Origin of the sequence: Burkholderia gladioli, assembly GCF_000959725.1 — a bacterium.
Taxonomy (GTDB): Bacteria; Pseudomonadota; Gammaproteobacteria; order Burkholderiales; family Burkholderiaceae; genus Burkholderia; species Burkholderia gladioli.
The window spans coordinates 1601481-1615835 of sequence record NZ_CP009322.1; the positions used below are offsets into that span (position 1 = coordinate 1601481).

At 71.5% G+C, this 14355-nt stretch carries 8 protein-coding genes; 1 reads left to right on the forward strand and 7 read right to left on the reverse strand.

Features of this window, described 5'->3' with window-relative positions; all coding sequences use genetic code 11:
• From BM43_RS07390 to BM43_RS07395, 3 genes are all read right to left on the reverse strand, one after another.
• Positions 1-1443, reverse strand: a complete 1443-nt coding sequence (locus BM43_RS07390) for a cupin domain-containing protein (RefSeq protein ID WP_036056061.1) — start codon at positions 1441-1443, stop codon at positions 1-3.
• Complete coding sequence (locus tag BM43_RS40205) at positions 1415-1687, reverse strand: hypothetical protein (RefSeq protein WP_124076689.1); 273 nt, start codon at positions 1685-1687, stop codon at positions 1415-1417. Before BM43_RS40205 ends, BM43_RS07390 begins: the two co-directional genes overlap by 29 nt.
• A 306-nt stretch (positions 1688-1993) precedes the next feature.
• Entirely contained in the window at positions 1994-4162 is a 2169-nt protein-coding gene (locus BM43_RS07395; RefSeq protein ID WP_036056060.1) for a TonB-dependent siderophore receptor, read from the reverse strand.
• A 196-nt stretch (positions 4163-4358) separates the two neighbouring features.
• Here BM43_RS07395 and BM43_RS40210 point away from each other — a divergent pair, with 196 nt between their 5' ends.
• Positions 4359-4580, forward strand: a complete 222-nt coding sequence (locus tag BM43_RS40210) for a hypothetical protein (protein ID WP_144417632.1) — start codon at positions 4359-4361, stop codon at positions 4578-4580.
• A gap of 192 nt (positions 4581-4772) precedes the next feature.
• On the opposite strand, the gene fhuB is transcribed toward BM43_RS40210, so the two are convergent.
• From fhuB to BM43_RS07415, 4 genes are all read right to left on the reverse strand, one after another.
• The gene (gene fhuB, locus BM43_RS07400) at positions 4773-6800 is read right to left on the reverse strand and encodes a Fe(3+)-hydroxamate ABC transporter permease FhuB (RefSeq protein ID WP_230676429.1); all 2028 of its coding nucleotides are present in this window, start codon (positions 6798-6800) and stop codon (positions 4773-4775) included.
• Positions 6790-7833, reverse strand: coding sequence for an ABC transporter substrate-binding protein (locus BM43_RS07405; protein ID WP_036056058.1), 1044 nt, complete (start codon positions 7831-7833; stop codon positions 6790-6792). Before BM43_RS07405 ends, fhuB begins: the two co-directional genes overlap by 11 nt.
• On the reverse strand, positions 7830-8624 hold the full coding sequence (locus BM43_RS07410) for an ABC transporter ATP-binding protein (RefSeq protein WP_017922115.1): 795 nt from the start codon (positions 8622-8624) through the stop codon (positions 7830-7832). Before BM43_RS07410 ends, BM43_RS07405 begins: the two co-directional genes overlap by 4 nt.
• A gap of 64 nt (positions 8625-8688) precedes the next feature.
• The gene (locus BM43_RS07415) at positions 8689-14280 is read right to left on the reverse strand and encodes a non-ribosomal peptide synthetase (protein WP_052710563.1); all 5592 of its coding nucleotides are present in this window, start codon (positions 14278-14280) and stop codon (positions 8689-8691) included.
• Positions 14281-14355: the final 75 nt, after the last annotated feature.

Below are 14355 nucleotides of genomic sequence, written 5' to 3' on the forward strand. Positions count from 1 at the left end.
TCAGGCGGACGCGCCGGCCTTCGCGTTTGCATCGAGTTCGGCGACCAGCGCCTGCACCCAGTCGTTCGGGATGATCGGCTGGTGGTAGGTGCACTCGCCCGAGAGCACGGTCGAGCCGTGCAGGCGACCGTCGGGGATCAGCACCTTGTCGCCGACGTTCATCTTCAGCTGCATGCCGACGTTGCCCCAGAACAGCATCTGCCCTTCCTCGATGGTCACCAGGCGGTGGTCGTTGTGGACATGGGTGGTCGAGCACATCTCGAAGGGCTCGACGAAGGTCTCGCGATCGATGCCGGGGCATTCGACGTCGATTCGGTCGCTGATGCGATGCGCGAACTTGATGTAGTGGCGGATCGACGACAGCCACAGCAACTGTTCGCCGAGGTCCCAGCGGGCGCGCTCGCAGAGCCGCTCGGCCGCGGCCGCGCCCTGCACCGCCTGCGTGTAGGCGGGCGTGCCGAACTGCGCGGCGATGGTCCTCAGCGCCTGCTCGAAGCGCGCCACCAGTTCGTCGGCACGGCGCGCGAATTCGCCCGGCTCGCGGCCGGCCGGCACCAGGTGCGCGCAGGCGCGCTCGAGCGCGGCGCCGAAGGCCAGCCATTCGGCCTCGGCCGCGAAGGCCGCGCCGACCAGCCCGAAGGCGCGATCCGGGCGGCGGCCCAGCGCGTACAGCAGGTTGGCCTTGGCGGTGCTGGTCGGCAGGTAGAACTGCCAGTAGGCGTGCTGCTGGCGCGTCACGCCCACCGAGGCGGCCACCTTCTCGAGCAGCGCGTCGGACGGCAGGTCGCCCTGCAGTTGCGGGCGCAAGGATTCCGGCAGCATGTCGAGGAAGCCGCTGGCGGTGGCGCGGGCCAGCGCGCGGCGCCTGGACGGCGCCAGCGTCCAGCGCTGCACGGTGATGAAGCGCAGGCCTTCCTGCAGGTAGTCGTTGCGCATCAGGCGCGCGAAGTTCTCGCCCCAGAACGCCGTCTCGTCGTCGACGATGCGCTTCAGGCGCGCGGCCGCGGCGGCCGGCTCGGCCTCCAGCGCCTGTTCCTGCGACAGGTACTCGAAGGCATAGGCCTCGAGGAAGGGCACGATCTGCGCGCCGAACACCTGCACGTCGTCGCCGTAGAAGCCGCTGAAGTGCTGCCATTCCTCGGCATCGGCGCTGCGCGGCAGGCGCGCCACGCCCAGCTCGTAGATCGACAGCAGGGTGCGGCCCGAAGCCAGCGCCGGCAGGCGGCTGACGTTGTGCATGCGCACCGGCTTCTGGAACTTCAGGAACTCGAAATCCTCCGGTCGCAGCGGGCGGCGGTGGAAGTCGTCCTCGAGCAGCAGTTCGCTGACATGCGCGCTGCGGAACGCGTGCGCGGCGGAGAACTGCTTGATCAGCTCGACATAGCGTTCGCTCTGGCCGACGAACGGCGAAAAATCAAATAGCAAAGGCATGGCTTGCGTCATGACGAAGGTTCCTGTGAAGAGATCTCGGAAGCGCGCGCTCGGCCAGGCGGCCGACGGGCGCGGAAAGAAGCCGGGAGTGCCGGCGAGCGGCATCGCGCGCGGCGAAGCGGCGCCGGGCGGAATCGCGTGAGCAGCGCGACGGCGATGCCGGCGGCGCGCTGAAATCGAATACCCGGCGCGAGGCGCCCGGGTGGACTGGACGAACTGCAATCGACATCGTCATGCACACGTCAGCGAGATTCATGTTCCCTCCATTGCCCGTGCGCGGCCGCGCCCAGGCATCGTTGGCGCCGCCGCTCAAGTCAACTGCACGACCCTCGCTTCGGCCCGAAGCTGTCGTACGCGGGTAAGTTATAAAAATTCACAATGCAAATCGGAATGATTCGCATTCTATATTTCAATTTCACGACCACTTCGTGACCGCCGCTGTCACGCACACCCTCACTGCCGGTACACGCTCCCGGACCAACCGGGTGAAGCCACCCGGGCTAGCGGAGCGCCCGGGCTTGTTGCATGGCGGCGGGACCTGCCCGCCGCCGGGTGGGTTCGATCAGAAGTCCGAGCGAACCGTCAGCATCACGTTGCGGCGATCGCCGAACACGCTGTAGAAGTTGCCGGGCGGACGGATGTAGTAATCGCGATTGAAGATGTTGTTCAATGCGAGCGTCGCCTGGACATGCTTGTTGAAGCGATAGCCGACCTGCGCGTTGAAGATCGCGTAGGCGCCCTGCGAGACGTTACGGGTGATCTGGGTCTGCGCCAGCACGCCGCCGCCGATCGACAGGCCGCGCACCATGCCGCGCGTGAACTCGTAGTTGGTCCACAGCTTGAACTGGTGACGCGGATCGGTGCCGTCGGTCAGGTTGGCCGTATCGTTCTCGAACGACTCGTTCAGGTACGTGTAGCCGGCGTAGATGTTCCAGTTCTCGACCGGCTGGCCCGTGACCTCGAACTCGAAGCCCTCGTCGCGTGCCTTGCCGCCGGGCACCACGAAGGTCGGGTTGTTCGGGTCGGTGATCGAACGGCCGTTGTCGTTGATGCGGAACAGCGCCGCGGTGGTCGACAAGCGACCGCCGAGGAAGGTGTTCTTCACGCCGACTTCATACTGCTCGCCGGTGCGCGGGCCGATCGCACCCCCGCCCGCCTCCGCGCCGGTCTGCGCGGCCAGGAAGCGCGAGTAGCTGACATAGGCCGTGGTAGTCGGCGTGATGTCGTAGACGAGGCCAACCGAAGGCAGGAAGCGGTGATTGATGTCGGCATCGGTCGACCAGTCCTGGGTGGTGGGCACCAGGCTCTGCGAGCGCTGCTGGTAGAACGCCAGGCGACCGCCGAGCACCAGCGTGAGCGGATCGAGCAGCTTCACGCGCGCCTGCGTGTAGAAGCCGTACTGCACCTGCCGCACGTTCTGGCCGAAAGTGGTGGGCACCACCACCTTGTTCATCGCGCTCGGATCGAACAGATTGCCGATGCCCAGCGGCGCGAAGCCCGAATAGGCCGTCTCCGACATCACGGAATAGTTGGCGCCGAAGGTCAGCGTGTGGGTGCGGCCGAACAGCTGCACCGGGCCCGACACGTTGGTGTCGGCACCGAACCAGTCGTAGGTATTGCGCTGGGTGCGCTCGTTGAAGCGGGTCGTGCCGTTCACCAGCGCGCCGGGGCCGGTGTCCGCATAATCGGCCTTGGCCAGCATGTGGCGATAGAACAGCGTGGTCTGCGACTTCCAGCCATTCTCGAACTTGTGGACCAGGTTGCCGTTGACTTCCTGGATCGAGGTGTAGCTGTAGTTCCAGTCCGGCGCGAAGTTCTGCGAGTACGAACTCGGCACGCGCCCGACGATGCTCGTCAGCGAGTTGTTGAAGGCGGCCGATGCGCCGTAATCGAAGCCCGAGGCAGGCGCGACCTGGTAGCCGGCCGACAGCGACAGCGTCGTGCGCGGCGTGATATCCCAGTCGAGCGCGCCGTACGCCGTCACGTCCTTGGTGCGCGAGCGATCGATCGACTGATGCTGGTCGGCGCCGACGATCACGGCACGGCCGCGCAGCGTGCCGTCCTTGTTCAGCGAGCCGGTCACGTCCACCATCTGGCGCACGCCGCCGAACGAGCTGATCTGGGTTTCGGTGCCGATATGGAATTCCTTTTGCGGACGCTTGCGCACCAGATTGACGGTGCCGCCCGGCTCGCCCGCGCCGTCGAAGGTGCCCGACGGGCCGCGCAGGATTTCGATGCGGTCGTAGATGCCGAGATCGAATTGCGTCAGGTATTGCAGGCCACCCACGATGGAGGTGCCGTCGAATTCGATGCCGAGCTGCGTGCCTCGCGCGCGGAAGTAGGCCGTGCCGTCACCGTAGTTGACCGAGGTCACGCCCGTCACATAGCGCAGCGCGTCCTGGATGGTGGTCAGGTTCTGGTCGTCCATGCGCTGGCGCGTCAGCACCGAGACCGAATAGGGAATCTCCTTGATCGCGGTCGGCGTGCGGCCGCCCACGGTGGCGTTGCGAGCAACGTAGGAGCCGCTGTCCTCCGTGGTCGCATCGGCCGTGGCCGACACGGAGACCGTGGGCAGCACGTTGCTCTGCGCCGCACTGCCCGCCTGCTGCGCGTGCGCCGCGCCGGCCCAGGTCGCGCACAACGCGATCGCGATCGGCGTCAGCCGGATCGCCCCTGCCTGTCGATACGAAACGCGTCTGCCGCGTCGCCACACGTCCATCGAGATTCCCATTTGTTGACTGCGCTCCAAGTGTGGTTTCGTCCGCCGTCGCCCGGAACAACGACCCGGCGGCCGTTTGTAAGAATCACCGAATGCAAGCGAAATGCTGGCAATGACATTTCGAGATACGGTTGATCGCGTCCGGTCGGCCTACGCACCTTCCCCACGCCGGAACGCGAGACGGAATATTACCGATAACGATTCTCATTTGCAATTCATTTACGAACGCAAACACGATGAAATTGCCCTTGCGGAACCTGGCTTCCAATCGTTCGAATGCATCGGCGCCGCAGCGGAGATGCGCGGCGTGCGCGAGGCGGCAGGATGCGAGGGGCGGCGCGCATTTGCCGGGCATTTCCGGCGTATTTCGCCGGCCCTGCCGCCCTGGATGCCGCATCGACGGGATTCCTTATCGAATGGAATGGCGTAACGATGCGTCAAGCCGATTACGCGCGGCAATTCGATGAATCGACGCAGCGACGCGCCGGCCGGCGGCAAGCCGCCCGGCGCGTCACGATCGTGATAGGAAATGAGGGGGATGGCGGCACGATCGGAACCGATCGCCGCGAGCCGGGGCGCGGCACGCGCGCGCCTCGAAAGGCATGCGCGTGCCGCCCCGGCCTCAAGTCGAGGTGGCCGTCTTGCGCAGCATCAGCGCGATCAGGTAAGGGCCGCCGATCAGGGTGGCCACCAGGCCCGAGGCCACTTCCTCGGGGAATACCAACTGGCGGCCCAGCCATTCGGCGAAGGTCATCAGCAGCGCGCCGATCATCGCCGCCACCAGGATCTGCGAGGCGGGCCGGCGCGCGCCCGAGAAGCGCGCGATATGCGGCGCGATCAGGCCGACGAAGGACAGCGGGCCGACCAGCAGGGTCGAGGCGGCGGTCAGCACCGCGGCCAGCAGCAGGATCAGCAGGCGCGCGCGCCCGACCGGGATGCCGAGCCCCCCCGCCACGCCGGCGCCCAGGCCGAGCGTCTCGATCCAGCGGCTCATCAGCGGCGCGCAGACCAGGCCGAGCAGCGCGATCACGGCGGCGGCGTAGGCGATCGGCGCCTGCACGTAATAGGTCGAGCCGACGATGAAGTTGAGCAGCAGCCCCACCCGCGAATCGCCGCTCGACATCATGGCGCTGACCACCGCCTGCAGCAGCGCGCTGATCGCCACGCCGATCAGCAGCAGCCGCTCCGGCGCGAAGGCCACGCGCGAGCCGAGCCACATCAGCACCGCCAGCGTGACCACCACGCCCACCAGGCAACTGAGGAACAGCATGCCGGGCCCGGGCGTCACGCCCATGAACAGCGCCACCACCAGGCCCAGCATGCCGCCCGAGCTGACGCCGAGCAGGTCCGGGCTGGCCATCGGATTGGCGGTGATGCGCTGGATCAGGGTGCCGCCGATCGCCAGCAGCACGCCGGCCGCGGCCGCCGCCACCGTGTGCGGCAGGCGCCAGAACATGATGGCGCGGATCTGTTCGAGATCGCCGATGCGCCAGCCGTCGACCGTGCGCGTCACGCCGAAGCTGAGCGCGAGCACCACCACCAGCGCCAGCAAAGCCAGCGGCAGGCGGCGCGCGAGCCGCGCGGGCGCCGGCGCGGCGATGCCGGCCGCGTGCAGGTCCGGCTGGGCGCGCAGGCGCGGCAGCAGGAACAGCAGCAGGGGCACGCCGATCAGCGAGGTGACGGTGCCGGTCGGCAGCAGATGCGCGGAGAACAGCTCGGCGGACGACACCACGCGCACCAGTTCGTCGGTCAGCCACAGCAGCGCGGCGCCCAGCAGCGGTGCCCAGACCAGGCGTTGGCCGAGCCGGCGCGCGCCGGCCAGGCGCGCCAGGGTGGGCGCGGCCAGGCCGACGAAGCCGATCACGCCGACCGTCGAGACCACCGCGGCGGTCAGCACCACCGCCACCAGCAGCGCCACCACGCGCGTGCGGTGCAGACCGACGCCGAGGCTGCGCACGGTCGAGTCGCCGGCATCGAACACGCCGAGCGGACGGCGCAGCAGCACGGTCACGATCGCGCAGCCGAGCACCGCCAGGCCGAGCATGCGGCTCTCGTGCCAGCCGGTCTGGTCGAGCGCCCCGCCGCCCCAGATCATCAGGCCGCGCAGCAGCTCGAAGTGCGCCATCGACAGCGCCAGGCTGATCGCGCCGCAATAGAGGTTGACGATCATGCCCGAGAGCACCACCGCGAGCGGCGCCATGCGCTGCCGCGCCGACAGCGCGAACACCGCCAGCATCGCCAGCAGGCCGCCCGCCAGGGCGATCGCGGGCCGCCCCGCCACCAGCCAGGACGGGCCCCACAGATCGGCGATGATCAGCGCGAGATAGGCGCCCGGGAACACGCCGAGCGTCATCGGCTCGGCCAGCGGATTGCGCAGCACCTGCTGCGCGAGGGTGCCGGCCAGCGCCAGCGCGCCGCCGCACAGCAGGGTCATGGCGATGCGCGGCAGCATGCTGTCGCGCACCAGGATCTCGCGCAGGTTGTGCGGATCGGGGGAGCTCAGCGCCTGCCAGAAGGAGGCGCCGTCGAGTTCGGCGCGGATGCCGAGGATCGCCAGCAGCAGCGAGACCGCGATCATCGCGCCGATCACCCACCAGCGCGTGTCGCGCGGCGCGGCCTGGCGCGGCAGGCTCATCAGGTTACGCAACACCGCCGCCTCCCGCCTCGATCGTGCCCAGCGCGGCGTCGATCGCCCGCGCGAAACGTTGCATCGACACCAATCCTCCATACGGCGCGATCACCGGCAGCTCGGTCACGCGGCGCTCGCGCACCGCCGGCAGCGCGTGCCAGATCGCATTGCCGGCCAGGCCGGCACGGGCCGGCGCCTTGACCGGGCCGACCAGCAGCACGCTGGCCTCGGGCACCTCGGCGAGCCGCTGCAGCGGCACCAGCGAATAACCGGCCTGGGTCGGCCAGACCGGGCCGCCGTCGCGCGGATGCGCGGCATTGCGCACGCCGATCTTGCCGAGCATCTCGTCGAACAGGCTGCCGCGGCCATAGACGCGCAGGTGCCGGTCGTCGACCAGGTCGGCCACGATCACCGGCTTGCCGAGCCGCGCCGGCCGGGCGGCGAGCCCGGCGCGCACGGTCTCGATGGTGCGCGCGGCCTCGGCCACCAGCTCGACGGCGCGCCGCGGGCGGCCGACGCGCGCGGCCAGCTTGCCGGTCTCGTCGCACAGATCGCGATACGGCGTCTCGCTGGTCATGTACTGGCTCAGGATGATGGTCGGCGCGATCCGCTGCAGGATGCGGATCGCCGGCGCGTGGCCCGGCGTGAGCACCAGCAGGTCGGGCTTGAGCGTGAGCAGCACCTCGAAGTTCGGCTGGTACAGCAGGCCGACATCGGCGATGCCCGGCGGCAGCGGCGGCTCGACGATCGCGCTGCGATACCAGTCGGGCAGCGTCACGCCGATCGGCACCACGCCGAGCGCGAGCAGCGTCTCGGTGAGCTCCCAGTTCATGGTGACGATGCGCGTCGGGATCGCGGTGGATTCGGCGGCACCGGCGGCAGGATCGACGGCGGCCGGTGCCGCTTGCAGCATGCCGGGCCGCGCCAGCGCGCCGAGCGCGCCGAGCGCGCCGAGCGCGCCGAGCGCGGCGGTCGCGCCGGCCAGGCCGAGCGCCCCGCCGCGCGCGAGCCAGCGGCGCCGGCCCGCATCCGGGTGAAGACGAACGCGACTCATCGCGGATAACCGATGCGGTGGCCGCCGACCGGATCGGTCATCACGCCCATCGGCACGCCGTAGATCGCCTCCAGGCTGTCCTCGCGCATGATCTCCTCGGGGCTGGCCTGCATCAGCACGCGGCCGTGGCGCAGCGATACCAGCTGGGTGCAGAAGCGCGTGGCCATGTTGACGTCGTGCAGCACCACCACGGCGGTCATGCCGCGTGCCTCGCAGAGCGTGCGGATCAGTTGCAGCACCTCGAGCTGGTGGCCGATGTCGAGCGCCGAGGTGGGCTCGTCGAGCAGCACGCAGCGGCTGTCCTGCGCGATCAGCATGGCCAGCCAGACGCGCTGGCGCTCGCCGCCCGAGAGGCTATCGACGGGACGCTCGGCGTAATGCGCGACGTCGGTCGAGACCATCGCGTTCTCGACGTGCTCGTGATCCTCGCGCGTGAAGCGGCCCAGCGCGCCGTGCCAGGGATAGCGACCGAGGGCGACCAGCTCGCGCACCAGCAGGCCGTCGGTGGCCGGCGTGTATTGCGGCAGGTGCGCGACCTGCTGCGCGAAGCGCCGGTGCGGCCAGCCCGCCAGCGGTTCGCCTCCGAACGCGATGCTGCCGCGCGTGGGCGCATGCAGGCGCGCCAGCAGGCGCATCAGCGAGGTCTTGCCGGAGCCGTTGTGGCCGATCAGGCCGACCACCTGCCCGGCCGGGATGTCCAGCGTGATGTCCTGCAACAGCAGTTTGTCGCCGATCGCGAAATCGACACCTGAAAGTCGGTAGAGCGGCGTATCGCCGGCGGATGTGGTCACGGCTTCGGTTCCATCGTCTGCTTGGTCTGGCGGGAACGGCGGGCCGAGGCCCGCCGGGGCGTCATTATCCGACAGTTCGGCCGTGCCGCGCGTCGTCGCCGCCGATTTCCGCCGATTCGCCGGCCGCCGGCGCAGCGGGAACCGCCGGGGCCGCCGCCAGCGCGCGCAGGCGGCGCGCGACGCCGGCATGCACCTCCGGATGCAGCACGATCCCGCTGTGCGTCGCATCCGCCTCGATCACCTCGACCTCGGCGCTGGTATGCGGCCGCCAATCGCGCTCGCGACCCGCCACGGCATCGCGCGTGGCATGCCAGAAGCTCAGCGGCACGTCGATGCGCGGCAGCGCGTGCGCGAGGCGCAAGCGGTAATGCAGGCCGTCGATCTCGGCGGCGCGCGCGAACAGCGGCGCCAGGGCCGCGCCGTCGGGCTGCGCGGCCAGCCACGCCGGCAGCGCGGCGAGCGCATCGGCGCCGGCCACCTCGGCCTCGGCGCCCGGCTCGTCGTGCGCATCGGCGGTGCGGATCGCCGTGTCGAGCAGGCCGAGGAAATCGACCCGGTGCCCGAGCGCGCGCAGCCGCGCAGCCACCGTGAAGGCGATGCGGCCGCCGAACGACCAGCCCAGCAGCCGATACGGGCCGGCCGGCTGCGCCGCGAGGATGGCGCGCGTGCAATCCTCGGCCAGCGCCTCGAAGCTCGCGGGCCAATCGGCGGGAACCGATCCGGGCCGGGCGAAGCCGGGTGCGCGCAGCGCCACCACCGAGGCCACGCCCTGCAGCGCCGCTGCCAGGTAGCGGTATTCGCCGGTCAGGCCGAAGCCGGGATAACAGCAGAACAGCGTGACCGGCGCGCGTGCCGCGTTGAGCGGCTGCAGCCTCGCGTCGGGCGCCGGCGCGAGACGCGCCTCGGCGTGGAAGCGCTCGCGCCAGACCGCGAAGGCCGCCGCGACGGCGGCGTCACCCACGGCCACGCTCTCGCCCGGCGCGCCCTCGGGCAGATCGCCGAAGCGGCGCGGTGCCGCGTGCGTCGGATCGGCTGCGCCGTGCGCCATGCCGGCGAGCGCACGCACCTGCGCGTCGAACACCGTCACCAGGCGCGCCAGCATCGCTTCGTCGACCGAACCATCGGCGGCGCTCCAGTCGACCTTCAGGCAGCCCTCGGCGATCAGGCCGTTCAGGTCGAGCCAGTGGCGCGCGCCGGCCGCGACGCGGCCCTGCGTGCCGTCGCCGCTGTCCTCGGCGGCAAACGTGAAGCGGCCCGCGCCGAGCCGCTCCTCGAAGCGGCCCAGGTAGTTGAAGCCGACCGTGGTGGCCGGCAGCGCGGCCAGCGCCGAGCGCGACGAGGCCAGCCCTGCGTAGCGCAGCAGGTTGTAGTGCAGCCCCTCGGCCGGCAGCTCGGCGCGCGCGGCACCGATGGCGCGGCGCGTGGCATCGACATCCTCATGGGCCGCCACGCGCAGCGGATATTGCGTGGTGAACCAGCCGACCGTGCGGCTCAGGTCGACGCCGGGCACCTGGTCGCCGCGACCGTGACCTTCCAGCTCGACCACCACCGGCACGGCCGGCAGCACCTCGGCGCAGGCATGCGCGAGCGCGGCCAGCAGCACCTCGTCGATGCGCCAGCCGGCCTGGGTGAGCCGGGCGGTCGCCTCGGCGTCGAGCGTCCAGGCCTGATGCCGCTGGCCGCCCTCGGCGCGCGGCGCGGCATCCTCGGCCGCGCCGAGCCGAGCCTGCCACCAGGGGAGCTCGGCCAGCAGTTCCGGCTGCGCGGCATAGGCAGCCAGGCGCCGCGACCAGTCGCGCCAGCGCGTCGGCGGCTTCGGTAGCGCCGGCGCGCGGCCGCTGCGCAGGGCGTCGTAGGCGCTCAGCAGGTCGTCGAGCAAGATCCGCCAGGACACGCCGTCGACCACGATGTGATGCACCACGATCAGCAGCCGCGCGCCCTCGGGCGTGGCGAACGCGGCGGCACGCAGCAAGGGGCCCGCGGCCAGGTCGAGGCTGCCGTGCAGGCGATCGGCATGCACGGCCAGAGCCGCGCTCCAGTCGCCGGCCGCGGCGCCCTCATCGAGCTCGATCGTCTCGAAGGCCGCCTCGGCCAGCGCGTCGGAAGCCGGCACGATGGTCTGCGTCCAGGCCCGGTCGGCCGCCTCGCGCGTGAAACGCGCGCGCAGCGCGTCGTGCGTGGCCAGCACCGCCGCCAGCGCGCCGCGCAGGGCACCGGCATCGAGCGGCTCGGCGCTCGCCAGCAGCACTGACTGGTTCCAGCGCGAAGGCGCATCGGGGAACTGCTCGAAGAACCAGTGCTGCATCGGCACGAGCGGCACCGCCAGCGGCACGTCCGAGGCAGCGTCGTCGATCTCGCCCCCCGCACCGCCCTCGCCCGCCTCGGCGCGCTCGGCGACCCGTGCCAGCTCGCGCACGCTCGAATGCTCGAACACCTGCCGCGCCGTCACGATCCAGCCCGCCGAGCGCGCCTGGGCGATCACGCGCAGGCTGGAGATCGAATCGCCACCCAGCGCGAAAAAGCTGTCGGTCACGCCGAAATCGCCGCGCCCGAGCACGGTCTGCCAGATCGCCAGCAAGGCGGTTTCGAGCGGACCTTCGGGCGGCACCGCGCCGGTCTCGACGGTATCGTCGGGCTCGGGCAGCGCGCGCCGATCGAGCTTGCCGTTGGGCAGCGTCGGCAGCGCGGCCAGCGCGACGCAGACCGACGGCAGGTGCGAGGCCGGCAAGCCGGCCGCGAGCGCCTCGCGCACCGCCGCCGGGCTGGCCTCGCCGGTGTAGTAGGCCACCAGCCGCTTGCGCTCGCCCGCGCCGCGCAGCTCGACCACGCCCTCGCGCACGCCGGACGCGCGCCTGAGCGCCGCCTCGATCTCGCCGAGCTCGATGCGATGGCCGCGCAGCTTGATCTGCTGGTCGAGCCGGCCGAGGAAGTCGATCACGCCGTCGGGCCGCGCACGGCACAGGTCGCCGCTGCGATAGACGCGCGAACCGGGCGCGCCGGTCGGATCGGGCACGAAGCGCTCGGCCGTCAGCGAGGGCCGGCCCAGGTAGCCGTGCGCGAGCGTCGGCCCGCCGATGCAGAGTTCGCCGAGCGCGCCGTCGGGCGCGCGGTTGCCGTCCAGGTCGGCCACATAGGCATGGCGCGACGGATAACAACGGCCGATCGCGACGATCGCGCTGGAAGCGTCCGCGACACCGACCGGATGATGCAGCGCGGCCACCGTGGTTTCGGTGGGCCCGTAGAGATTGTCGATCGCCACGCTCGCCAGCGGGCCGTCGAGCCACTTCGCGAGTGCATCGCCGGGCAGGCCCTCGCCGCCCACCGTGATCTGCCGCAGCGACAGGTCCTGCGCGGCCGGCAGCGCGATGCGCCATTGCTGCCATAGCGCGGTCGGGATCCGCGCGAAGCTGACGCGCTCGTCGATCAGCGTGCGGTTGAGCGTGTCCAGTTCCCAGGCGCGCGGGCCGCGCATCACCACGCGCCCGCCCGCGATCAGCGCCGGCAACAGCTCGTGCAGCGCGACGTCGAAATTGATGGTGGAGGATTGCAGCACCGTATCGGTCTCGGCGATGCGGTGGTCGTGCAGGAAGTCCTCCAGGTGCAGGGCCAGCGCGCCATGCGCGATCGCCACGCCCTTCGGCGTGCCGGTCGAGCCCGAGGTGTAGATCACATAGGCCAGCGATTCGGGATGCAGCGTCAGCGGCGCAGCCGGCGCGGGTTGCGCGGCGCTCTCGCCCGCCGGCGCCTCGCGCCACGACCAGGCGTCGATCGCGCGCAGCGGCGCGAGCAGCTCGCCCCATTGCGCGCGCGTGGCCTCGTCGACGATCACGCGCTGCACGCCGGCGTCGGCGATCATCGCGCGCAGCCGCGCTTCCGGGTATTCGGGGTCGAGCGGCACGAAGGCACCGCCGCCGTGCCAGACGCCGAGCAGCGCGGCCGGCAGCGCCAGCGAGCGCGTCAGCAGCAGGCCCACGCGCTCGCCCGGCGCGAGGCCGTCGGCGCGCAGCGCGGCGCCCAGGCGCGCGGCCCAGCCGTCGAGTTCGGCGTAATGCAGCGTCGCGCCCTCGCAGCGCAGCGCGACGCGCTCGGGGCACAAGGCGGCGCGCGCGGCCACGCGCCGATGCGCGGGCTCGAACGGGCCGCGCGCGATGTCGGCACGCGCGGCCTCGTGCTCGCGCGGCGCGGCGAGGTCGGCCACGCGGCGCGACGGCTCGGCGGCGATCTGCGCCAGCAGCGCCGTGTAGTCGTCGAGCAGGCGCGCCACCGTGGTCTCGACGAAGCGGTCGCTCGCATAGGTCAGCGCCAGCTCGAAGCTGCCGCCCGCGCCGCGATCCTGGCCGTTCAAGGCGAGATCGAAACGCGCGGTCGGCGCGGCATTGGCCACCGGCTCGGCGCGCAGGCCGGCCGGCAGCGCCGCGGCTCCGCCGGCCCGCTCGACGGCCAGGTCGAACATCACCTGGAACAGCGGCGAGCTGTCCAGGTCGCGCTCGACCGACAGCGCATCCACCAGCCGCGCGAACGGCACGTCGCGATGAGCCTGCGCATCGAGCACGCGCTCATGCGTGGCGCGCAGCAGCTCGACGAAGGGCCGGGCGCCGTCCAGGTCGGTGCGCACGATCAGCGTGTTGACGAAGAAGCCGACCAGCGCCTCGGTCTCGCGGCGCTCGCGCCCGGCCGAGGGCACGCCCACCACCACCGTGCGCTGCGCCGCGTAACGGCCCAACACCACGCCCCAGGCCGCCAGCAACAGCGTAAACGGCGTGCTGCGCTGCTCGCGCGCGATCGCGCGCAGCCGCTCGGCCAGCGGCGCCTCCAGCACGCGGCGCACCGTGCCGCCCTCGTGCGAGCGCTGCTGGCGCGGCGGCAGATCGCGCGGCAGCGTGATCGCGCCCGGCGCGCCGTCGAGCACGCTGCGCCAATGGGCGATCTGCGCGTCGAGCTCGTCGGCGGCCAGCCATTCGCGCCGCCACATCGCCACGTCGGCGAATTGCACGGGCAGCGGCGCCGGCGTCTCGCCGCGATAGAAGGCCAGCAGGTCGCGGAACAGCAGGTCCATCGACCAGGCATCGGCGACGATGTGATGGACCACGAACTGCAGCACGCATTCGTCGGGGCCGATCTCGAACAGGCCGACGCGGATCGGCGCGCCGCCCGTCAGGTCGAAGGGCGCGCAGCCGAAGGCGTGCAAGGCGGCGGCGAGCGCCTCGGGATCGCGGCCCACCGCGTGCGCGGCGAAGCCGTAGTCGCGCCTGGGCGCCTGCTGGCCGGCCGGCGCGAGTTCGACCGGGTATTGCATCGGCACGCCGTCGCCGGCCTCGAAGCGCAGCCGCAGCGCCTCGTGGCGCTCGACCAGCGCGCGCAGCGCGCGATGCAGCGCCGCGAGGTCGAGCGGGCCGCTCAGCCGCAAGGTCTGGGTCAGGTGATAACCGGCGTGGGCCGGATCGAGGCACCACAGGAACCACAGCCGTTCCTGGGCCGGCAGCAGCGGGAAGCGCGCCGGGCGCGGCGCGAGCGGCACGGCCGGCAGCGCCGAGGTGTCGATGCCCTGCGCGCGGGCGCGGGCGCGGAACAGCGCGCGCTTGTCCTCGGGCAGCGCCGCGTATTGTGTCGCGAGCCGCAGCGCGTCGGGCCGGGCGGGAGAGGTGTTGTCCGTCACGTCATTGATTTCCAGTCTGTCGGCCGGCGCCCCACTCGCGAGGCGCCGGACCGGGGATGCGCGGCGGCCTGGCCG

Bases quoted from the DNA above. Each gene is read 5' to 3' on its own strand.
- BM43_RS07390 (WP_036056061.1), bottom strand. From the start codon at position 1,443: ATGACGCAAGCCATGCCTTTGCTATTTGATTTTTCGCCGTTCGTCGGC.
- BM43_RS40205 (WP_124076689.1), bottom strand. From the start codon at position 1,687: ATGAATCTCGCTGACGTGTGCATGACGATGTCGATTGCAGTTCGTCCA.
- BM43_RS07395 (WP_036056060.1), bottom strand. From the start codon at position 4,162: ATGGGAATCTCGATGGACGTGTGGCGACGCGGCAGACGCGTTTCGTAT.
- BM43_RS07405 (WP_036056058.1), bottom strand. From the start codon at position 7,833: ATGAGTCGCGTTCGTCTTCACCCGGATGCGGGCCGGCGCCGCTGGCTC.